General features: G+C 62.1%; 20 protein-coding genes. 12 read left to right on the top strand and 8 right to left on the bottom strand.

Going from position 1 to position 22,351, the window contains the following annotated elements:
- Positions 1–14: 14 nt before the first annotated feature.
- Positions 15–1,184 (top strand): alanine racemase, encoded by a 1,170-nt coding sequence (gene alr, locus AB8A33_RS11045; protein WP_439092764.1) that lies wholly within the window; start codon positions 15–17, stop codon positions 1,182–1,184.
- A 120-nt stretch (positions 1,185–1,304) separates the two neighbouring features.
- Positions 1,305–2,855 carry a 4-amino-4-deoxy-L-arabinose transferase gene (locus AB8A33_RS11040; RefSeq protein ID WP_439092763.1) on the top strand — a complete coding sequence of 517 codons (1,551 nt, stop codon included), beginning with the start codon at positions 1,305–1,307 and terminating at the stop codon, positions 2,853–2,855.
- Positions 2,856–2,903: 48 nt separating this feature from the next.
- Here AB8A33_RS11040 and AB8A33_RS11035 read toward each other — a convergent pair whose 3' ends face one another.
- A complete protein-coding gene (locus AB8A33_RS11035) occupies positions 2,904–3,290 on the bottom strand; it encodes a tautomerase family protein (RefSeq protein WP_439092762.1) in 387 nt (128 codons plus the stop codon).
- Positions 3,291–3,367: 77 nt separating this feature from the next.
- Between AB8A33_RS11035 and AB8A33_RS11030 the strand changes: the two genes are divergently transcribed.
- Positions 3,368–4,096, top strand: a complete 729-nt coding sequence (locus tag AB8A33_RS11030) for a sulfite exporter TauE/SafE family protein (RefSeq protein ID WP_439092761.1) — start codon at positions 3,368–3,370, stop codon at positions 4,094–4,096.
- 370 nt (positions 4,097–4,466) lie between these two features.
- Complete coding sequence (locus AB8A33_RS11025; protein ID WP_439092760.1) at positions 4,467–7,937, top strand: bifunctional diguanylate cyclase/phosphodiesterase; 3,471 nt, start codon at positions 4,467–4,469, stop codon at positions 7,935–7,937.
- 173 nt (positions 7,938–8,110) lie between these two features.
- On the opposite strand, the gene AB8A33_RS11020 is transcribed toward AB8A33_RS11025, so the two are convergent.
- The 3 genes from AB8A33_RS11020 to AB8A33_RS11010 all read right to left on the bottom strand — a co-directional run bounded on the left by AB8A33_RS11020 (position 8,111) and on the right by AB8A33_RS11010 (position 9,358).
- A complete protein-coding gene (locus AB8A33_RS11020) occupies positions 8,111–8,470 on the bottom strand; it encodes a hypothetical protein (RefSeq protein ID WP_439095908.1) in 360 nt (119 codons plus the stop codon).
- 276 nt (positions 8,471–8,746) lie between these two features.
- Complete coding sequence (locus tag AB8A33_RS11015) at positions 8,747–9,013, bottom strand: hypothetical protein (protein WP_439092759.1); 267 nt, start codon at positions 9,011–9,013, stop codon at positions 8,747–8,749.
- A gap of 198 nt (positions 9,014–9,211) precedes the next feature.
- Complete coding sequence (locus tag AB8A33_RS11010) at positions 9,212–9,358, bottom strand: hypothetical protein (protein ID WP_439092758.1); 147 nt, start codon at positions 9,356–9,358, stop codon at positions 9,212–9,214.
- A 129-nt stretch (positions 9,359–9,487) separates the two neighbouring features.
- Here AB8A33_RS11010 and radA point away from each other — a divergent pair, with 129 nt between their 5' ends.
- From radA to AB8A33_RS10980, 6 genes are all read left to right on the top strand, one after another.
- Positions 9,488–10,948, top strand: a complete 1,461-nt coding sequence (radA, locus tag AB8A33_RS11005) for a DNA repair protein RadA (protein ID WP_439092757.1) — start codon at positions 9,488–9,490, stop codon at positions 10,946–10,948.
- Positions 10,949–11,186: 238 nt separating this feature from the next.
- On the top strand, positions 11,187–11,819 hold the full coding sequence (locus AB8A33_RS11000) for a CvpA family protein (RefSeq protein WP_068731040.1): 633 nt from the start codon (positions 11,187–11,189) through the stop codon (positions 11,817–11,819).
- A 35-nt stretch (positions 11,820–11,854) separates the two neighbouring features.
- Positions 11,855–13,348 carry an amidophosphoribosyltransferase gene (purF, locus tag AB8A33_RS10995; protein ID WP_439092755.1) on the top strand — a complete coding sequence of 498 codons (1,494 nt, stop codon included), beginning with the start codon at positions 11,855–11,857 and terminating at the stop codon, positions 13,346–13,348.
- A 163-nt stretch (positions 13,349–13,511) separates the two neighbouring features.
- Positions 13,512–14,252, top strand: coding sequence for an SDR family NAD(P)-dependent oxidoreductase (locus tag AB8A33_RS10990; protein WP_439092754.1), 741 nt, complete (start codon positions 13,512–13,514; stop codon positions 14,250–14,252).
- A gap of 227 nt (positions 14,253–14,479) precedes the next feature.
- A complete protein-coding gene (locus tag AB8A33_RS10985) occupies positions 14,480–15,586 on the top strand; it encodes a hypothetical protein (protein ID WP_439092752.1) in 1,107 nt (368 codons plus the stop codon).
- 247 nt (positions 15,587–15,833) lie between these two features.
- A complete protein-coding gene (locus tag AB8A33_RS10980; protein ID WP_439092751.1) occupies positions 15,834–16,646 on the top strand; it encodes a class I SAM-dependent methyltransferase in 813 nt (270 codons plus the stop codon).
- A gap of 61 nt (positions 16,647–16,707) precedes the next feature.
- On the opposite strand, the gene AB8A33_RS10975 is transcribed toward AB8A33_RS10980, so the two are convergent.
- Entirely contained in the window at positions 16,708–17,748 is a 1,041-nt protein-coding gene (locus AB8A33_RS10975) for an AraC family transcriptional regulator (RefSeq protein ID WP_439092750.1), read from the bottom strand.
- An 84-nt stretch (positions 17,749–17,832) separates the two neighbouring features.
- Between AB8A33_RS10975 and AB8A33_RS10970 the strand changes: the two genes are divergently transcribed.
- Both AB8A33_RS10970 and mddA read left to right on the top strand, forming a co-directional pair.
- Positions 17,833–18,483 (top strand): hypothetical protein, encoded by a 651-nt coding sequence (locus tag AB8A33_RS10970; RefSeq protein ID WP_439092749.1) that lies wholly within the window; start codon positions 17,833–17,835, stop codon positions 18,481–18,483.
- 48 nt (positions 18,484–18,531) lie between these two features.
- Entirely contained in the window at positions 18,532–19,314 is a 783-nt protein-coding gene (gene mddA, locus AB8A33_RS10965) for a methanethiol S-methyltransferase (protein ID WP_439092748.1), read from the top strand.
- A gap of 59 nt (positions 19,315–19,373) precedes the next feature.
- Here the strand turns inward: mddA and der are convergent, their stop codons facing one another.
- From der to AB8A33_RS10950, 3 genes are all read right to left on the bottom strand, one after another.
- Entirely contained in the window at positions 19,374–20,774 is a 1,401-nt protein-coding gene (der, locus tag AB8A33_RS10960; RefSeq protein WP_439092747.1) for a ribosome biogenesis GTPase Der, read from the bottom strand.
- A 152-nt stretch (positions 20,775–20,926) separates the two neighbouring features.
- The gene (locus AB8A33_RS10955) at positions 20,927–21,457 is read right to left on the bottom strand and encodes a hypothetical protein (protein ID WP_439092746.1); all 531 of its coding nucleotides are present in this window, start codon (positions 21,455–21,457) and stop codon (positions 20,927–20,929) included.
- Positions 21,458–21,529: 72 nt separating this feature from the next.
- Positions 21,530–22,183, bottom strand: coding sequence for a tetratricopeptide repeat protein (locus tag AB8A33_RS10950; RefSeq protein ID WP_439092745.1), 654 nt, complete (start codon positions 22,181–22,183; stop codon positions 21,530–21,532).
- Positions 22,184–22,351 lie beyond the last annotated feature (168 nt).

Below are 22,351 nucleotides of genomic sequence, written 5' to 3'. Positions count from 1 at the left end.
GCCAGGACAATTCGATGACCAGCGTCTCCGACCCGAAACTGACAGCTCCAGCCGCGACGGAGTTGCCCGCAGACGCCAGTGGCATCCTGACCATCGATCTCGACGCCATCGTCGCCAACTGGCGCAAGCTCGAAAAACACGGCGTGCCTGCCGAATGCGGCGCGGCGGTGAAGGCCGACGCCTATGGCTGCGGCGTCACCCCCGTGGTGAGCGCGCTGGCGAAAGCCGGCTGCAAGACCTTCTTCATCGCCACTTTCGACGAGGCCCGCGCCGCGCGCGCCGCTGCGCCTGACGCTGCGATCTATCTGCTGAACGGCTTCCCGCCGAATTCCGGCGATGCGCTGGCCGCCATCAATGTGCAGCCCGTGATCGGCGATCTCAACGAACTCGCCGAATGGGACATGTTTTGCCGCCGCACCGGCTGGAAGGGCGGTGCGGCCGTGCATATCGACACCGGCATGAACCGGCTCGGCCTCGGCCTGGTTGACGTCCAGGGCCTGATCCCGCGCCTCGGCTCGGGCGATCACGGCTTCACGCTGGTGATGAGCCACCTCGCCTGCGCCGAACAACTGCATAATCCGATGAACGCCCGGCAATATTCCAGTTTCCGCGAGGCTTCCTCGCTGTTCTCCGGCGTGCCGGCATCCCTCGCGAATTCATCGGGCATCTATCTCGGCGCAGCCTATCAGTTCGATCTGACGCGTCCGGGCGCTGCGCTCTACGGCGTCAATCCGACGCCGGAAGCCGACAACCCGATGGCACCCGTGGTCGATCTCAAGGTCCGCATCCTGCAGACCCGCAGCGTCGAACGCGGCGACAGCGTCGGCTATGGCGCCACCTGGATCGCGCGGCGTCCGACCAAGCTCGCAATCATCGCGGCAGGCTATGCCGATGGTTACTTCCGCGCTGCTGGCAGCAGCGACGGCACCCGCGGCGCCGAGGTGATTATCGCCGGCCAGCGCTGCCAGATCGCCGGCCGCATCTCCATGGACCTGCTTGCGGTGGATATCACCGACCTGCCCCACAACGCCGCGCGCCGCGGCCATCTGGCGACGCTGATTGGCGACGGCATCACCGTCGACGAACTCGCGCATCATTACGGCACCATCGCCTATGAGGTGCTGACCAACCTCGGCCGACGCTACCTGCGGGTCTACAAGGGCGATCACGGAGCAACCTCGTAGACAACGGCGGCGGCAATTGTCGTCACGTCCGGCCGACCGCACAACTCGGCGCGACATCGTCAGCGACAATAACTTAACACCTCTGTCGGTACAGTTGGCACATCACCCATTGACCTCGGCATGACTGAAGAACAGATGTCGCGCGCGCCTTCAGCCATGATTACGCGTTCCGCGCGGAGGCGCAGCGACACGGTCGAGGCTCAGGCGATCAGGCCACGGCCGGTTCTGCTGTGGCTGCTCATGCTGGCGGCGGCATTGCGGATACCACTGGCCTTCTGGCCGAACGTCCTTATGCCCGACGAAATCTATCAGTTCATCGAGCCAGCATGGCGGATACTTGGCCATGATTCCTTCATCTCCTGGGAATGGCGCTACGGCATCCGGGCCTGGACGGTTCCGACCCTGCTGGCAGCGCCGGTCGCGCTCGGTGATTGGCTGGTACCTGGCGGATTTGGCCAGTTCGTTGCGTCGCGGCTGCTGGCCGTACTGGCATCGCTATCGATCGTTGCAAGCGCCTGGGGATTCGGGCTGCGTATTTCGCGCCTTCATGCATGGATTGCAGGCTTCGTCACGGCGATCTGGTTCGAGTTCCTTCTTTTTGCGCCTCACACTCTCGGCGAGCCGCTGGCAACGGCGATGATTCTCCCAGCGGCCTGGTTGCTCACGCAGGCGATGCCGTCGCGCCAACAATTGCTCGGCGCCGGTGCGTTGCTTGCGCTCGCTTTCGTCTGTCGTTTCCAGTTTGCGCCTGCCATCGCGGTGCTGGTGATCGGCGCGTGCTGGCGGCACTGGCAGCGGCTGCTGCCTGTGACGATCGGCGGCGCGGTTGTGCTGATCGGCAGTGGCATCATCGATGCCCTGCATGGGGCCGTGCCATTCGCGTGGGTGATCGCCAACGTAAAGCAAAATCTGCTGCACGGTCGCGCCGACTCCTTCGGCACCGATCCGTTGCTGGCCTATTTCGGCGGTCTTCGGACGATGTGGTCGCTGGCGGCGCCGCTGCTGGTGCTGACCATCGCATTGGGCTGGAAACGTGCGCCCCTCCTGCTCGCGATGGCGCTGTCGAATTTCGTGTTCCACAGTCTGATCGGACATAAGGAACAGCGCTTCATCTTTCTCTCGGTGGCAATATTCATCATCATCGCTGCGCTCGGCTCGATGGACTTGACCATGCTGCTGCTACGCCGGCGGCGAGCGTTGCGTCGCTGGATGCTTCCACTGCTCGCTGCAATCTGGACGATCGTCTCGGTCACACTCGCCTGCACCGGAGACATGCCGCAACAGTGGTGGCGCGGCGTCGGCGCAGCGCAGCTCGCATCCAAGCTGCGCCATGATCCCGCGATGTGCAGTCTGGCGCTCTATGAGCTGCCCTATTTCATGCTCCCGGGTCGCGAACGGCTCGCGGGCGACAAGCCGGTCTATTATTTCGACGCGCAGGATCCCGCCGTGAACGGAAGCGCCTTGCAACCGATGCAGAAGGCACAGGGAAGTTTCAATCGAATCCTGTCGCGTCGTTCGTATGCATCGGATCTGCCAGCGAGTTTTATCCAAACGGATTGTGACATGCTCTATGACGTCGAGGTGTGCATCTATGCACGGAGCGGCCATTGCACTGCTGGCCCAGCCTCGTCATTCCGGCTGAATGATGTGCTGATCCGGCTTGATCTCTAAACGCCATGAATGCCCCATCGCACGGTGAACGTCAGCGCAAGAGCGCGGTCAAACATCGACCTTGAAACTGAGTTCGACCTCGGAGGCCGGCAGGCCGCCGCGCACGCCCCAGTTCTCCAGCGGCTGCTCGTTCAGCACGATCTTGATCTCGAGTTCCGGAACGCCGAGCGCCGCAAGGTTCTGCACGATCGCCTTGTAGAGGCTGCGCTTGGCCTCGATGGAGCGGCCGGCGAACATCGTGATCTCAACCCGCGTGAAGCGTTGCGAGCGCCCGGTCGGCACGATGCGGTGGGTCTCGCTATAGGTGTCAACCGTTACGTCGCGGTCCCAGTCGGGAATTTTGAGCGCCGCCAGCATCGCCGATTGCACGGCCTCGATGACCTCGATCTCGCGGCCCCGCGCCCAATCTCCGGTAACAATTCTTGTGACTGGCATCGCCCTCTCCCATCGGATCGGTTGCACCTACACGATTGGACGGCTCTTGTAACGTCCCGCCCTTGGGGAGTCGCGCCGTGAACTTCATCTTCGTCTGCACGGTCGGCCTGATCGCCGGCACCATTTCCGGGATCGTCGGCACCGGCTCGTCGATCATGCTGATGCCTGTGCTGGTCTGGCAGTTCGGGCCGAAGGAAGCCGTGCCGATCATGGCGGTAGCCGCCGTAATGGCCAACCTGTCGCGCATCCTCGCCTGGTGGCGCGAGGTCGACTGGCGCGCCACCGCCGCCTATTCGCTCACCGGCATTCCAGCTGCAGCCCTGGGCGCCCGCACGCTGCTGGTGCTGCCGTCGCATGTGGTCGATCTCACCATCGGACTGTTCTTCATTGCCATGGTGCCGCTGCGCCACTGGCTGGCGCGGCGCTCCTTCACCATCAGCCTGTGGCAACTCGCTCTTGGCGGCGCGATCATCGGCTATCTGACCGGCATCGTCGTCTCCAGCGGCCCACTTAGCGTGCCGCTGTTTCTGTTTTACGGCCTCGCCAAGGGCGCCTTCCTCGCTACCGAAGCCGCGAGTTCGCTCGGCCTGTATCTCAGCAAGTCTGTCACCTTCCAGCGGTTTGGCGCGCTCGGTCTCGACGTGCTTGTGAAAGGCCTGATCGCCGGCGCCTCGCTGATGGCCGGCTCGTTCATCGCCAAACGCTACGTGCTGAAACTGAGCGTGGAGACGTTCCGCCTGGTCATGGACGGGATCATGCTCCTGGCGGGCGCAAGCATGGTGCTGTCGGGGCTGAGGCTGATCTAGGGCGTGTACTCACAAATCACGGTAAGTATGTCCGCTATCCCGCGAATTGCAGGCTCAAACAGGACATCGTCTCGGGTCCGAAAAGCGCCAACAGGAGATTACCAAACAGCAGGCGGTTGGAAACTGGCGCTTTTTAAAGTTGTATCTATTACTTACAAGTACGTGCGACTGATGTTCATAGAAGGCGATCAACCAGCAACAGGTATTAGTATCGCGCGAATCCGCATGTCCAACGTGCGCAGTGCAACATAATCCTTTGCCTCGCCCCCTACAGTAATGCCAATCTTTCCAACATATTATTAAGGTTCGTCATCCACGCTGAAATCCGGAATTACATTTGTTTCATTTGTAACGACTACGTGGACGCTTCATGCGCGCGTTCTATGGAAGACTGGCCCGGCTGCCAGGATTTTCATTGGTGGTGCTCGGCGTCTTCTTTGCGACGTCGATCATCGTTGTGTTTTTGGTGGATCTGCAGGCGCGCCATCATGCGGCCCTCTCTGAGGCAAAAAGAACGGCGCTGAACATCGCCGAGATTCTCGCCGAACACACGGCGCTGACCTTTGAGAGTATCGATCGAACACTGCTCGAGGCCGAGAGAATTCGCGAAGATAGCCTTTCCGGAAAGTATGCAACGCCAGAAGCCGCAAATACCGCCTTGCGTCTTCTCAAGAAAGCCTCATCGATCGTCGTTGCCGTCGGCTGGACGGACGCCGCCGGTAACCTTCTGGCGCATTCCTACGATGGCACGCCGCCGCGAAGCAATATCGCCGACATGTTGCACTTCACGGCTCAACGCGATCAGGCCGATGGCCGGCTGTTTATTGCGCCACCCTATCCCTCGGCTATCACCGACAAATGGTTGACGGCGGCGTCGCGCCGACTAAGCAATGCCGACGGCAGCTTCGCAGGAGTTGTAACTGCGCCGCTCGACCCGACCCATTTCACGCAGGTCTATCGTGCGATTGATGTCGGCAAGGGCGGATCCGTGCTGTTGTTGCATCGCGCGGGCACGGGGCGCGTTCTTGCGCGGGTGCCCGCGAGAAAGGGAGCCATCGGAAAATCTTTCGCGGATAGCCCCCTCGTCTCCGAATATCTGCCAAAGTCGGAAGCGGGCTCCTACGAGACGATAGGCGTTATCGACGGCATCGCGCGCCTCGCGGGATACAAGGCTGTTCCCGGACTGCCGCTGGTCTTGGTCATCACATACGCCCGCAGCGAGGTGCTGGGACCGTGGCGCCAGCACCTTTACATGGTGGGCCCGCTCGTCGCCATGATCGTTGCCGTCATCTTGTTCGGCACGTTTCGGATCGTGCGCCAGACAAATAGTCTTGCCGTGAAAACAAGGATCCTGGAACGAACGAACATGCAGTTCGATGCTGCCTTGAGCAACATGTCGCTAGGGCTCTGCTTGTTTGACGCGAACAAGAATCTGGTGGTTTCGAATGGCCGCTTCCGCGAGATGTACGGTTTCCCGGAAGAACTCGTCAGGCCTGGAACACCCTTGTTTCGCATGCTGCAGGCCCTCAAAGATCGCGGAAAGCACGATTTGTCCATCGACGGGGATCTTCAGGAGATTCCGACGAAGCAAAAGCAGATTTTTATGTCTGCCGACGGTCGCGTGATTTTAATTCAACGCAGGCCAATTGCAGATGGCGGATGGGTCGCAACACATGAAGACATCACCGAGCAAAAGCGCGCACAGCGATTATTGACTGATAAAGCCGCTGAACTCGAGCGGATCAACATGCGTTTCGACGCCGCGATGAACAACATGTCGCAGGGTCTTTCGCTGTTTGATGGGGAACAGAGGATCATTCTTTCAAATGCGCGCTATGCGGAAATCTATCACCTCAGCGAAGAACAGGTGAAGCCAGGAACGACGCTGCGGCAAATCATTGAATACCGCCGGGCGCAGAGGACAAATTGCGAAATGGCTGCGGACGTCCTTGTCGACGTCAAGCTGAAACTGGAGAAAGAGGTCCAGGAGCTTGTCGACGGGCGCCTCATTTCGATGACGCGCCATCTGATGCCGAACGAGGGGTGGCTGGCGACGCATGAAGATGTCACTGCGCAAAAACACAGGGAGCAATTGCTGGCAACGAAAGCCGTGGAGCTGGAGCAGACGAACGAACGCTTCGACATTGCGCTGAGCAACATGTCGCAGGGTCTCTGCATGTTCGACGGGGCGAAACGGCTCGTTGTCTGGAATGATCGTTATGCGGAATTATACCAGTTGCCTGCAGCTTTGCTGAAAGTCGGGACGCCTCACGAGGCTATCATCGCCGATCGCGTCTCTCGTGGCATTCTCAAGGGCGGGACGAGCGAACCAGCCATCAGGAAAAAGATAGCTGAACTGGGTCAGCATTCGACAGATTCAAGCTCGGCCAGGGTCGATGAACTTGCAGATGGGCGATTGATACTCGTCACCCGACAGCCGATGAAGGACGGCGGTTGGGTTGCGACGCACGAAGATATCACCGAACGGCGGCGCGCAGAGGCCGAGATCGTTCACCTGGCGCGTCACGATGCGCTCACGGGACTTGCCAACCGAACACTGTTTACCGAAAAACTTGAGGAGGCGAGCAAGCGCCTTGGACGTCATGACGGTGGCTTTGCCGTGGTCATGCTCGACCTCGATAGATTCAAGACCGTCAACGACACGCTGGGACATCCCGCCGGGGATCGTTTGCTTGTTGAGTTCGCTCAACGGCTGAAATCATCGACTCGCGAAACCGATGTACTGGCCCGCCTCGGCGGTGACGAGTTTGCGATCATCCAGGACAGCGGCCCCAATCCGCAGGAGGGGGCAATCGTGCTTGCCCTCAGGATCATCGATGCCATTGCTCAGCCATTTGATCTCAACGGCCACCAGGCCAGCATCGGGACCAGCATCGGAATTGCCCTCGCTCCGGAACAGGGCGTCGATCCCGAGGACCTGTTGAGAAAAGCGGATCTCGCGCTCTACGACGCCAAGACGGGCGGGCGAAACGATTTCCGCCTGTTCCAGTCCGAAATGATCGAGGCTGCCCACTCGCAGAAGATATTGGCAAACGACCTGCGGGACGCGATCGCGCGAAACGAATTCGAGGTGCACTATCAGCCGGTGGTTGACGCCAAGACGCGGCAGATCCGCGGCGCCGAGGCGCTGGTCCGCTGGCGGCATCCGTCGAAAGGACTCATCGCTCCCGATCAATTTATTCCGCTCGCGGAAGCGACGGGGCTGATCCTTCCTCTTGGCGAGTGGATCCTGCGCCAGGCTTGCACGGATGCAGCGTCGTGGCCGGCTCACCTCAAGATCACGGTCAACATCTCTGCGGTTCAAGTCAGCAAGGGAAAATTGCTCGACGTCATGCTGGATACCCTGATGGAGACGGGTCTTTCGCCTGAACGGCTGGAGTTGGAAATTACGGAGACGGCTCTTCTCGAGAACGCGACGGCACATCTCGGGACGATACGGCAGCTGAAGAATCTCGGCATCTCCATGGCGCTCGATGATTTTGGCACTGGTTATTCAACGGCGAGTTATCTGACCAATTTCCCGTTCGACAGGATCAAGATCGACAAGTCCTTCGCACAAGGCGCTCCCAATCGCCGCGATTGCGCAGCGGTGGTGTCCTCGGTGCTTGCACTGGCTCGCGGTCTTGACATCGCAACGACGGCCGAGGGCGTCGAGACCGAAGAGCAATTTGAATATCTGCAGGCTGCGGGCGTAGACCTCGTCCAGGGCTATCTATTCGGTCGGCCCGTCCCGCTCTCCGAATTGGACCTGGATGCGGCAGGTTCATTTGAAACTGCTGACGGCGAGTTGTGCGCAGAGGTCATCACCGCAGGGAGATGACCACCGCGTTTCAAACAGCGATCAGGTGGGCCGCGCCGCTGCTGCAACGAAGCGCGACATCGGCCACAGCTCCGGAAGCACCATTTCCGCCGCCACCGGCGGCCTCCCACCAACGCAAATCGGCCGCCCAGAGGCGGCCGATCGCAGTCCTGAAAATCTGAGCTATTCGCGGCTTAGTAGCCGTATCCGTAGCTTGAGCCGAAGTTGAAGCCGCGATTGCAGGTCGAGCAGCCCTGCTGCACCGGTGCGTAATAGACCTGCGCCGGAGCAACCATCTGGACGCGCTGCTGGGTGGCATATTGTGCCGGGATCCGCTCGTAATCGACGCGCGCAGGCGCGACCATCACGGTCTTCGGCACCATCACCGTTTCATACTGGGCCGGCGTGCGACGCGCGACGGTGCGGCCGGGAGCGACCATGACAGTCTCTTCGACGGTGCGATACTGCGGCGGCACCACCTGCTGCTGATAGCAGGTCTGGCACGGCGGCGGTGTGTAGCAGTTATAGCAACCCGCCGAGGCCGCATTGGGCATCGTCATTCCGGCGACAGTGGCGAACATCGCAGCAGCAATCAGTTTTGTCATGATGAGACCCCGTGGCGAGCTTGTTTGAAATGAATTCGTATCGCTCTGATGCGCGACACTTAGCCAAGCACCACCACCGGTCAACGCGGTCCTGATATTTACCTTGATGAACGTGCTTAAGATTTGATGACGGCAACATACGAGCATGCCAAGGCAGACACATTGCACTGCGTTGGGATTCACAGCCGAGCACAGCGTGAGATCAATCGGTCCCCGCGGACTATCCTAATAGCCGTAGCGAGGCAGCCCGAAGATATGCTCGAACACACTCGGCTGGCGAACCACCCATTGGCCCGGTTCGCCCGTTCTCAGATCCCGCACATAACGCGGCGGCGCTTCCACATAGTAAAGCGGCGGCGGCGCGCGAATGCCGGTATCCATCGTGATGGGATAGTGCGCGGTGCCGGCGCGATAGCGCGCATCGCGGTAATCAGAGGCAAGTACCGGCGTCGCCAGCGTCGCTGCACCCAGCACGATCATCAAAATACGCACGGCACACCTCACGCTGACGTCACTGCGGTGAGGCTATCGGGCCGAGGTTAATGAAGGATTCGTCGCACGTGCAGTTCCACACGAGCTCCTGCGCGGAATGAATTAGACTCGCGAAGCGCTGGACTGCGGCTAAGCTGGTTGGTCGAGCAGCCTCGATTGCTCACCACTGCTTGCATCTGGATTCTGCTCGCGGCGCGTCTACCGAGCGTAAGCAATCACCAAGCTGAAGAAGGACCACTGCAGAGGCTGCACCTCCGGCATCGCCGCGGCAAAGGCGATCCAGGCCGACATTGCCGACCAGCTCTCGCGCGTCGGAATTTTGGCAACCGAATAGACCTTGCCCACGTGCCCGTCGATGCGTCCCACCCGGCGAGGCTGGCAAACCCTTCGAGAAGAAACTTGCAAATGCCCCGTTCAACCGCGTAGACCAAGAGAACAAACCAAAAACACCCACAGCCGCGATTCCTTCCGCCAATGGCCAAGAACCTCCTCTCCTTCGTCTGCCAGAATTGCGGTGCCGCCTATAACAAGTGGCAGGGCAAGTGCGACGCCTGCGGCGAGTGGAATTCGCTGGCCGAGGAGGACACCACCGGCGTCACCACGATTCCGGTCAGCGCGCGCTCCAAGCGCAAGGGGCGCACCTTCAATCTCGAAAGCCTGACCGGCCAGAGCGCAGACGCGCCGCGCATTCCATCGGGGATGGGCGAGCTCGACCGCGTCACCGGCGGCGGCTTCGTACGCGGCTCGGTGCTCCTGATCGGCGGCGATCCCGGCATCGGTAAATCGACCTTGCTGACGCAGGCCACCAGCCTGATGGCGCGTGCCGGCCACCGCGTGGTCTACATCTCCGGCGAAGAAGCGGTGGCGCAGGTGCGGCTGCGCGCGTCGCGTTTGGGCCTCGCGGACGCCTCGGTGCAGCTCGCGTCTGAAACCTCGGTCGAGGACATCGTCGCCACACTGTCCGAAGGCACGGTGCCGCGGCTGATCGTGATCGACTCGATCCAGACCATGTGGACCGACACGGTGGAATCCGCGCCGGGCACCGTGACCCAGGTCCGCGCCTCCGCGCAGGCGCTCATTCGCTTCGCCAAGAAATCCGGTGCCACCATCATCCTGGTCGGCCATGTCACCAAGGACGGCCAGATCGCCGGGCCGCGCGTCGTCGAGCATATGGTCGACGCCGTGATGTCCTTCGAGGGCGAAGGCTCGCAGCAGTTCCGTATCCTGCGCGCGGTGAAGAACCGCTTCGGCCCGACCGACGAGATCGGCGTATTCGAGATGACGGGGCTCGGCCTGCGCGAGGTCTCCAACCCCTCCGAGCTGTTCCTGTCCGATCGCGATCTCGGCTCGCCGGGCACCGCCGTCTTCGCCGGCATGGAGGGCACCCGCCCGGTGCTGGTGGAACTGCAGGCTCTGGTTGCGCCGACCACGCTGGGCACCCCGCGCCGTGCGGTGGTGGGCTGGGATTCATCGAGGCTGTCGATGGTGCTGGCGGTGCTGGAGGCCCATTGCGGGGTCAAGCTGTCGGGCTACGACGTCTATTTCAACGTTGCTGGGGGCCTGCGCATCAACGAGCCCGCCGCCGACATGGCCGCGGCGGCGGCGCTGGTGTCGTCGCTCTGCAACGCCCCGCTGCCGCCGGACGCGGTCTATTTCGGTGAGATCTCGCTGTCCGGCGCGGTGCGCCCGGTGGCGCAGACGTCGGCACGGCTGAAAGAGGCGGCAAAACTCGGCTTCGGCCGCGCAGTGCTGCCGGAATCGGCGCGCGGCGACCCCGGTGGCGATGCCGGACTGTCCCTCAATACCATCGGCGGCCTGACTTCGCTGGTCGCCGATATCGCTGCGCGCGGCGTCAAACCCACGCGCGACAACAGCAAAAGCACAGATGCCGAGAAAAATACCGTACCGGCGCGATTCAAGCGCCAAGACGGCTGACAGCGACGTGACCTGCGCTGCCGCGGCCGCTATAGAATGCGCGCGCGACAGACTGCGCAGATGTGCAACACGCTCCGTTAAGGCACTCTGCCGAAAGCGGAACAATGGTGTGATCTGGGGTGCTCCTGCGGCCGATAGCGGTTTTCCGGCCTTGCGAGACGTGCCATATCACCGTCACCTGAAACGGCAGCCTGTGCCGATTCGCGGTTTTTGATTCACGAGCGGACCTGACCAGCCGATGCCGATCACGATTCTCGACCTTGTCCTGCTCGGCGTCATGCTGATCTCTGGCCTCTTGGCCATGGTCCGCGGCTTCATGCGCGAGATCCTGTCGATCGCGGCCTGGGGCGCGGCGGCGCTAGTCACCCTGTTTGCTTTCCAGAAGCTGCTTCCGACCGCTAAAACTTATTTCAACAACGATACCGTCGCCAGCATCGTGGTGGTGGCCGGCGTGTTCATCGGCACGCTGATCGTGGTTTCGATCATCACCGTCCGCATCTCCGACATGATCCTGGATTCGCGCATCGGCGCGCTGGACCGCACCCTGGGCTTCCTGTTCGGCCTCGCCCGCGGCCTGCTGATCGTGGTCGTCGCCTTCCTGTTCTTCTCATGGCTGGTGCCGGACAAGCAGCGTCCGGACTGGGTCACGGGTGCAAAATCGCGCGTTGTTCTGCAAGGAACCGGCGATTGGCTGATGGCGCTCTTGCCGGATGACCCTGAAAACACCATCTTGAAGAGGTTCAAGAAAAACAAACCCGATGAGGATACGACCGACGCCGAGCCCGCAGCGCCCGGCGCCGCGGATGGCTATTCCAAACCTGCCCGCGACAGCCTGAAAAAGCTGATCGATGGCAAACCGGCGGGACGCTAGGCGTTCTTAGTTTCTCGCGACACCTGAAAGGCGCGATGGATCCGATGCAGAGCCCTTCCGACGACGCGAGCACCACTATGCGCAATCCTGATCTCGACGGCGACATGCTTCGCGAAAAATGCGGCGTGTTCGGTATTTACGGACATCCCGATGCGGCGGCGATTACCGCGCTCGGCCTCCACGCCCTCCAGCATCGCGGACAGGAAGCCGCCGGCATCGTCGCCTTCGACGGCAAGCGCTTCCACTCCGAACGCCGCCTCGGCCTCGTCGGCGACACCTTCTCCCGCCGCGAAGTGATCGAACGCCTGCCCGGCACCGCTGCCGTCGGCCACACCCGCTACTCCACCACGGGCGAAACCATTCTCCGTAACGTCCAGCCGCTGTTCGCCGAACTCAATGCCGGTGGTTTTGCGGTCGCCCATAACGGCAACCTCACCAACGGTCTCACTCTGCGCCGCGAGCTCGTGAAAAACGGCGCGATGATGCAGTCGACCACCGACACCGAGGTCATCCTGCACCTCGTCGCGCATTCCAAGCGCAACCGTTTCATCGACCGTTACATCGAAGCCCTGCGCGCCATCGAAGGCGCCTATGCGCTGGTGTCGCTGACCAACAAGAAACTGGTCGGCGCGCGCGACCCGCTCGGCATCCGCCCGCTGGTGCTGGGTGAACTCGACGGCGCCCCGATCCTCGCCTCCGAAACCTGCGCGCTCGACATCATCGGCGCCAAATACATCCGCGACATCGAGCCCGGCGAAGTCATCGTGTTCGACGAGAACGGCGCGCAGAGCCACAAGCCGTTCGCGCCGCAGCCGCCGCGCCCCTGCATCTTCGAATATATCTACTTCGCGCGCCCGGATTCGATCGTCGCCGGCCGCTCGGTCTACGACACCCGCAAGGCGATGGGCGAGCAGCTCGCCCGCGAGACCCATGTGGAAGCCGATGTGGTCGTACCGGTGCCGGATTCCGGCGTGCCTGCCGCAATCGGCTATTCCCGCGCCTCGGGCGTGCCGTTCGAACTCGGCATCATCCGCAACCACTATGTCGGCCGCACCTTTATCCAGCCGACCCAGAGCGTGCGCGAGCTCGGCGTGCGCATGAAACATTCGGCCAACCGCGCCGCCATCGAAGGCAAGCGCATCGTGCTGATCGACGACAGTCTGGTGCGCGGCACCACCTCGAAGAAGATCGTCAAGATGATGCGCGACGCCGGCGCCAAGGAAGTTCACTTCCGCATCGCCTCGCCGCCGATCACCCATCCGGATTATTACGGCATCGACACCCCGGACCGCGCCGGCCTTCTCGCCGCCACGCATACGCTGGAAGAAATGCGCGACCTGATCGGCGCGGACTCGCTGGCCTTCGTCTCGGTCGACGGCATCTACCGCGCCATGGGCGAACCCGGCCGCGACCCCGCTCATCCGAAATTCGCCGACCACTGCTTCACCGGCGACTACCCGACCCCGCTCACCGACATGAGCGAGATCGACGCCCCGCGGCAGCTCTCGCTGCTGGCCGAAGCGAGCTGATCGCAGTCTTATCGGGTGTCATCCCCGCGAAAGCGGGGATCCATAGCCACGATCTAATTTGTTTCGCTCTGGATTAGACACAACCACCTTTCCGCATCATAACCCTCCCGTGTATGGATCCCCGCCTTCGCGGGGACGACGCCTGAGATTTATGAGCCGCGCCATGACCCTTCCCCTCGCCTCCCGCATCGCCCTCGTCACCGGCGCCTCGCGCGGCATCGGCTATGCCACTGCGCTGGCGCTGGCCAAGGCCGGCGCGCACATCGTCGCCGTGGCGCGTACCCAGGGCGGCCTCGAAGAACTCGACGATGCGATCCGCGCCGAGGGCAGCAGCGCCACGCTGGTGCCGCTGAACATCACCGACCTCGACGGCCTGTCGCGGCTCGGCGCCGCGCTCAATGAGCGCCACGGCAAGCTCGATATTCTGGTCGGCAATGCCGGCGTTGCCGGCCCGTCGTCGCCGCTCGGCCATATCGAGCTGAAGGCCTGGAACGACACCATGGCCGCGAACCTCACGGCGAACTTCCAGCTCATCCGCTGCATGGAGCCGCTGCTGCAGCAGTCCGATGCCGGCCGCGCCGTGTTCCTCACATCCGGCACCGCCAACAAGGCCTCCGCCTATCGCGGCCCCTATGCCGTCTCCAAGGCTGCGCTGGAAACGCTAGTCCGTGTCTGGGCCAATGAGACCGCAACAACGCCGCTGCGTGTGAACCTGTTCAATCCCGGCCCGATCCGCACCCACATGCGCGCCATCGTGATGCCCGGTGAGGATCCCGAAACACTCGATACCCCCGCACAGGCCGCAGAAGCCATCGTGCCACTGTGCCTGCCGTCCTGGACGGAGACCGGAAAATTCGTTGACTACAAGACCGGCAAGGTGATGGGCTTTCATCCGCCGGCGTAGGCAACACACTCTCACTGTCATCGCCCGGCCTGGCGCGCACTTGCGCGCTTGGACCGGGCGATCCAGTAAACTCAGGTCGCGCGGTATGTACTGGATCACCCGGTCAGGCCGGGTGACGACAAGTCAGAGTGCTGCATCGCCACCGCACCGCGCACATTGCACTTCGTTCCATCCCGGCTAGACTTCCTCCCAAGCGGGACTAACCCGCATCACATAGGGAGGTCATCATGGCGTCACGCCTGCGTTCGGTCGCGCTTGCTGCAACATTCACCCTCGCAACACTTTCCCTCGCGCGCGCCGCCGACATCCCCCGCTTCGAGGTCGATGCTTCCTGGCCGAAGCCGCTGCCGAACAACTGGATCCTCGGCCAGGTCGGCGGCATCACCACCGACAAGGACGGCCATGTCTGGGTGATCCATCGCCCGCGCTCGCTGACCGATGACGAGAAAGGCGCCGCTCTCAATCCGCCACGCTCGAAATGCTGCGTCTCCGCGCCGCCGGTGCTGGAATTCGACGCCGCCGGCAATCTGTTGCGCTCATGGGGCGGGCCTGGCGAAGGCTATGAATGGGTCGGCCGCGAGCATGGCATCGAGGTCAGCGACGACGGCTTCGTCTGGGTCGGTGGCAATCTCGACAACGACAATGCAATCCTGAAATTCACGACCGACGGCAAGTTCGTCATGCAGATCGGCAAGATCGCACCGAGCAAGGGCAGCAACGACACCACGCAGCTCGGCAAGCCCGCCGAGACCGCCATCGACAAGGATGCCAACGAGATCTATGTCGCCGACGGCTACGGCAATCGCCGCGTCATCGTGTTCGATGCCACCACCGGCGCCTACAAGCGGCACTGGGGCGCCTATGGCAACAAGCCGAATGACGACAAGCAAGCGGCTTATGATCCGAACGCGCCGGTGGCACAGCAGTTCGGCAATCCCGTGCATTGCGTGAAGCTCGCCAATGACGGCCTTGTCTATGTCTGCGACCGCATCAACAACCGCGTGCAGGTGTTCAAGAAGGACGGCAGCTTCGTGAAGGAATGGTTCTACGAGAAGGCCACGCTCGGCAACGGCGCGGTGTGGGATCTCGCGGTCTGGCCCGATCCGAAGCAGACCTGGCTACTGACGGCGGATGGCGAGAACAACGAGATCCGCGTCATCAACCGCGACGACGGCAAGGTCGTTGGCACCTTCGGCCGCAACGGCCGTCAGGCCGGCCAGTTCCACTGGATTCACGCCATGGCGGTGGACGCCAAGGGCAACGTCTACACAGCCGAAGTCGACACCGGAAAGCGCATCCAGAAATTCAGGCTGGTCTCGGATGCGCTGAAGTAGCTGTCGCTACGAGTTACAGCCAGATCGTCTGTGTCTGGTCCTGATGATTCATGTCCAAGCTGATGCGCGCGAACAATGAAGCTGTCCATCATCAGGGCAGCCGCATCGTTCGCGCTCCCGGTTTGGGAATCTGAATCACTGACGTTCAGCCAAACGCAATGGCCCTGGCTCGGCTCTCGCCCTTCGGGACGACGCCGACAATACATGCTAGTCTCGCACGCCATCAAACGGACGACGGGTGATAGCAATGCTGGAAACGGACAAGTTATTCGCTGGCTCGATTCCGGAAAACTACGACCGCTATATGGTGCCGTTGATCTTCGAGCCCTACGCCGCAGATCTCGCACAACGCGCAGCGTCTTTCGCGCCTGGCGCCGTTCTGGAAATCGCCGCGGGCACCGGTGTTGTTACCCGCGCGTTGGCGCCAAGATTATCCCCACGCGCAAGCTATATTGTAACCGACCTCAACCAGCCGATGCTCGACTACGCCGCGTCGCGACAAGCTCCGGACAATCGCATCACATGGCAGCAAGCGGACGCTCTGGCGCTCCCGTTTGAAAATGCGGCCTTTGATCTCGTGTGTTGTCAGTTCGGCGCGATGTTCTTTCCCGACCGCACATCTGCCTACCACGAAGCAAAGCGAGTTCTGAAGCCCGGAGGACATCTCTTGTTCAATGTGTGGGATCGCATCGAGGACAATGTATTTGCTGCCGATGTGACGAATGCTCTCGCGTATATTTTCCCGGACGATCCGCCGCGCTTTCTGGCACGCACGCCGCACGGCTACCACGATACGGCACTGATCCGTCGCGAGCTGGAGGACGCAGGTTTTTCCAACGTGACGATCGAAACGAGGGCCGAACAAAGCCGTGCATCCTCGCCGCGCCTTCCGGCCGTGGCGTATTGTCAGGGAACTGTTCTGCGCAACGAAATCGAGGCCAGGGACGCAGGAAAACTGGAAGCTGCAACCGACTATGCCGCATCTGAAATTGCGCGCAGACATGGCAACGGCGAGATTGCTGCCAAGATTCAGGCGCACGTCATCGTGGCTGCGGCCTGAGTGTCGGAATATCCTGCGCCGGCACTTCGCGACAATTCGGATGCGCTGAAGCAGGACGAGGTTAGCCCCTGCGCATGGGCCTCGGATAAGGCTTCGCCGATTTCGCGCCGTCGCGCCAGCGCCCCGGCGCGACGCCGGTGACGCGCTTGAACGCGCGATTGAAGGCCGCTTCGGAGTCGTAGCCGACATCGCTGGCGATGACGGCAAGGCTGTCCGCACCCGTTCGCATGCGCTCCGCTGCCAATTGCATCCGCCAGCTGGTCACATATTCGATCGGCGCCTGGCCCAACACCTCGTTGAAGCGTTCGGCGAGCACCGTGCGCGACGTGCCGCATTCGCGGGCCAGATCGTCAACCGTCCAGCGATGACCAGGATTTCCGTGGACATGCCACATCGCGCGTCCGAGCACGGGATCATTCAGTGCCGCAAACCAGCCATGCGCGCTGGGCGGCAATCCCGCAGCGTAGCGACGCAGCACCTCGACGAACAGCAGCTCCATCAACCGGCCAAGCATGATCTCGCTGCCAGGCGTCGCATCTTCGGTCAGTGAGAGAATTTCGCGCACCGTCGTGGCGAGAACCGCACTCACTTTGTCGTCGCCGGCGCGATCGATCAGCATCGGCGGCAGGGTTCGAAATACCGGAGAGTGCAGTAGCTCCGACGATTCGATGAAGCCGCAGACCATGCGGGTCTCCCGCCCTCCGCCGCCATGCTCGATCGTCCACATGCCGGACAGTGGACCGGCACGCACCAGTTCCATCGCGGAACACATCTCCGCGTCGTCGCCGCTGTAGAACCTGTGCGTGTCGGCGAACGGCATCAGCAGAATGTCGCCCGCGGCAATGGTGCCTCGCTCACCGCTGGCGAGTTCGACGGTGCATTCGCCTGCCGCAATCAAATGAAAAATGCTGACATGGCGCAAATGCGCCATCGGCGTGCGCTCGTCGAAGTGCTTCGGACTGATGAGGCCGAAGGGCTCGGTCAGGCTGGCGTTGAGAAATACCGATCCGCTAAGCCGGATCGACCGCAGCATATCCGCAAGCAAATCCCCACCGCGATCAATATCCGGCGTCGCTGCAAATGATGGCGGTGTCTCGATCATGCGAGGTCCTGAACCTCCGACCGTCGTTAGCAGCCCCAACCATGCGCGGCATGTAGCGTCGCATTGTATCCGATGGAGACGATGATGATCAAGAAACGGCTGTCCAAAGCCGCCGATCGTAGCTTCCGCTTGATTGCAGCACTGTTGATGCGGCGCGCCATTGCGCGGCTGATCCGCATCGACGACAGCTCGCTATCCAAGGCAGGATTATCACGCGCCGCGGTGGCCGAGTTCCTTGAGAGTCCGCTTCGAACCGACCCGCACCGCTTCTTCAGCAAACATGCGCAGCGCGATCTGCAAGACAGCGATACCGCACGCGAGTCGATTCAAGTGTCGCGGGGTCAACCGGATCCGATTCGTCGTCCCCCAGATGACTCGATCGCCTTCGACAACCATCGCGCGCAGACCGATACGCTTCGCCGGGACACCATCATGCGTGTGATCCGACAAATGGTGAGCTTCCGCATGCGAATCCTGACGGCCGGCGTCCTCGTCGCCATCGGCGCCCTGAGTGCCTGCTCTGGCAGCTTGCCCAATCACGATGCGACACAAGCCCGCGATGCGACACAAATCCGCCGTGATCAGCCCGCGCGCTGTCAGCTGCGGCCCGATGCCATTCCGCTAGCGCCGATCATGCGGCCGACCATGCGCGTGGCCGAGGCATCCCTCCTCCCTAGGCAGCCGCGCGCCAAGCAACTCGAAGCACGCGCGGGTCCTCCCGGAGGCATCGTCTGAGGAAACGCTTGGTTTAAATCGACAAGACAACCAGCAAAGGATAGCTCCATGACCCGCCTCATTGCACTCATCTACGGGCTCACGTCCTACGCGATCTTCTTCGTCACGATCCTCTATGCCATCGGTTTCGTCGACGGAATGATGGTACCAAAAGACATCAACGCCGGAACGCAGGTTCCGTGGCTGGAATCTGTGCTCGTCAATCTCGCTCTGATGTCGCTGTTTGCAATCCAGCACAGCGTCATGGCGCGAAAGTCGTTCAAGCAGTGGTGGACGCAATATGTCCCGGCTTCGGTCGAGCGCAGCACCTATGTGCTGTTCGCGAGCCTGAGCCTTCTGCTGCTGTTCTGGCAGTGGCGCCCGATGCCGGCGATCGTCTGGCAGATCAACACTCCACAACTGGCCATGGCCATGACAGGGCTTTCCCTGGTCGGATGGGTCCTCGTCTTCACCAGCACCTTCCTGATCAACCATTTCGAGCTGTTCGGCGTGCAGCAGGTGGTGCAGAATCTGTCTGACCAGAAACCATCTGCGCCGGTGTTTCGCACGCCGCTCTACTACAAGCTTGTGCGCCATCCGATCTATCTCGGCTTCATCATCGCCTTCTGGGCGACGCCGCTCATGACAGTCGGGCATCTGCTGTTCGCGGCCGTCACGACCGCCTACATCTTCGTCGGAATCTTTCTGGAAGAACGCGATCTGGTCGAGTTGTTCGGTGACGACTATCGCCGCTATCGCGACCGGGTGTCGATGATCCTGCCATGGCGCAAATCAGCGCGTCCGCCTGCGCAGAAGCACGCCAATCCGTTCGGGCTCAGCGGCGAACGATAGGACACAAAACAAAAACGCTGGATCGCGTGCACCGCGATCCAGCGTCCCTTGCTGGCCGATCAGTTCGGCCGCTTGCGCTTGTGTGCGAACGGGTTGGCCTTCTCGCGCAACGTGATGCGGATCGGCGTGCCCGGCAGGTTGAAGGCTTCGCGTAGCGTATTGGTGAGATAGCGCAGATAGCTCGTCGGTACGGCATCGGCGCGCGAGCAGAACACGATGAAGCTCGGTGGACGTGCTTTCGCCTGGGTGACGTAGTTCAGCTTGAGGCGGCGACCTGAAACAGCTGGCGGCGGATTGTTGCCGATTGCGTCCTCGAACCAGCGATTGAGGCCAGCCGTCGGAATACGGCGATTCCAGATCGAGTAGGAGTCTTCGATCGCCTTCATCAGGCGTTCGACGCCCTCACCCATCAGGCCGGAGATCGCGACGATGGGCACACCCCGAACCTGCGGCAGCCAGTGATCGGCATCGGTGCGCAATTGACCGATCTGGCCGCCCTGCTTCTCGACCAGATCCCATTTGTTGACCGCGATTACCAGCGCGCGACCTTCGCGCTCGATCAGGTCGGCGATGCGCAGATCCTGCTCCTCAAACTTGTTCTGCGAGTCCATCATCAGCACGACGACTTCGGCGAAACGCACCGCGCGCAGCGTATCGGCAACAGAGAGCTTCTCCAGCTTCTCTTCGATACGCGAACGGCGACGCAGGCCGGCGGTATCGAAGATGCGGAAGTCGCGGCCCTTGTAGTTGAGCTCAACCGAAATGCTGTCGCGCGTGGTGCCGGCCTCCGGCGAGGTCAGCAGGCGCTCTTCGCCGAGCAGATAGTTGATGGTGGTCGACTTGCCGGCATTGGGGCGACCGACGATGGCGACGCGGATCGGCCGCGTCTCGATCTCTTCTTCAGGAATGATGACATCGTCATCGTCGAATTCTTCGGGCTCTTCGACCGGCTCCGGCATCAGCACGCGCAGTGCATCGTAGAGTTCGCCGAGGCCCTCGCCGTGTTCGGCTGAGATCTGGATGGGATCGCCGAGGCCGAGTGCGTAAGACTCCATGGCGCCGACCTCGCCGTGCTTGCCTTCGCTCTTGTTGGCGAGCAGCAGCACAGGCTTGTTGGCGCGGCGTGCGAAATCCGCAAAGGCGCGGTCGTTCGGCGTCAGACCCGCGCGCGCGTCGATGACGAAGAACAGCGCGTCGGCGAGCGCGATCGCCGTCTCGGTCTGTTCCTGCATCCGCGCGGTCAGCGAGCCCTTCGGGCCTTCGTCGAGGCCAGCAGTATCCACCAGCGTGAATTCGAGATCGCCAAGCTTACCCTCGCCCTCACGGCGGTCGCGGGTGACACCGGGGGTGTCATCGACCAGCGCAAGCTTCTGCCCGACCAGACGGTTGAACAGCGTGGACTTGCCGACATTGGGGCGTCCGATGATGGCAATTGTATAAGGTGCTTGAAGTGAAGACATGGGTGATCCGTGCGCCCTTTACGGACAGCCTGTCAATGAGAGGGCGCGCGATACGACAGCGTTTTCCAGCGAAGTGGTTGCCGGTTCGCGTGAAGAAAACGCGCAAAACAAGAATCTAGAGACCGCGTTGCGATCAGATCGAAACGCGATCTCTAGCGCGAGAAACTACCCGACGGCACTGGTGCCGGGAATGGAGTGGTGCCCTGCTGGGCAGGCGCGGCCGTGGCTGCTGCCGGCTCATCCGGCGGCGGCGCGGTGGTGCTGCGACGGCGAGCGACCTTCTTGCCTTGCGGCGGAGGCGGCGCGGCAGCCGTGCTGCCTTCCTCGACCGGTGCGGCATCGGGATCGGCGGGAGCGGCGCTCGGAGCGGCCGCGGCGCGGCTCTTCGACTTCCGGCCCTTGGGTTCAGCGGGCGGCGGTGCTGCCGCAACCGGCGGCGGCGCGGCCTCCTGCGCACGCTGACGCTCGGCATTCTCCTTGTAGAGATCCCGCGGCACGCCCTGCTCAAGACCGGGGACGCCGTCAGGGAACACCGGCTTGCGGTCGCCCGGCAGCTTCTTCTTGGTGTCTAGGAAGTCGAGCATGTCGGACGGGTCCCAGCCGGTCATGCTGCCGCAGCCCGAGAGCGCGCTGGACAGCGCGATCAGGACGGCGGCGGAAACGAGGCGTTGCATCGGGCGCATGGACGACTTCTCACTCAACTCGTGATCTGAACGATCGGCTTCAGGTCAGCTTTAATTCGGCTCTTGTTTTGCTCAGCTTTTCGCGGCCGGCGGCAACAGCGCCTGCAACGCTTCGGCACGGGTGCGCAGGCTCGCCGGCGTCTCCGCATCGTTGGACATCATGTCCAGCCACTGCCGCGTCGCCACGGCGTTGTTGGCCTTCCATGCCGACAGCGCCAGCAGTTCACGCGCCGAATGACGATAGGTGCTGGTATTGGTCGTCGCCGGCTCCAGGCGCGTCTGCATCGCCTCATAGGGCGTGGTCTCCAGCAGCAGACTGCCGGCGCGGATGCGCGCCAAATCCTGCTCGGGTGCTGGAACGGTGCGGTCAGCAATAATGTCGTCATAGAGTTTTACGGCGGCCTGCGGATCGCGTGCGGCAGCCTCAGCAGCGGCGCGCAGACGGGCCAGCGTGCGGTAGCCCGACGGCGCCTCGGCAGCGAGTTTGGTGAAGGCAGCTTCCGCCTCGGCATGCTTGTTCTGCTCAGCAAGCTCGACCGCACGGTCGAACGCCGCACCGGCCACGGCGGCCTTCTTGGCCTCGAGATAGCTGTAGCCACGCCAGCCGCCGACGCCGACCACGATCAGAATCGCGACCGCGATGATCAGGAGCGAATACTTCTCCCAGATCTTCTTGAGCTGCTCGCGACGCAGGTCTTCGTCGACTTCATTAAATAATTCAGACACTTAAAGGTATCCTGTCCCCGATGGGCCGCGCTCACCCCGAGCGGCGCCGGGCATATGCGCCCCGGCATGGCGGCGGCGATACCCTAGCGTTATGGCGCTGGCAAGGCAAAGCCAGCGCGATCAAAGCGTTATCCCGAAATGCTTAATTTCGAACCGGTGCCTTTTGAG

Source organism: Tardiphaga sp. 813_E8_N1_3 (assembly GCF_051811025.1).
Taxonomy (GTDB): domain Bacteria; phylum Pseudomonadota; class Alphaproteobacteria; order Rhizobiales; family Xanthobacteraceae; genus Tardiphaga.
This window is presented reverse-complemented; position numbering and strand designations above follow the sequence as displayed.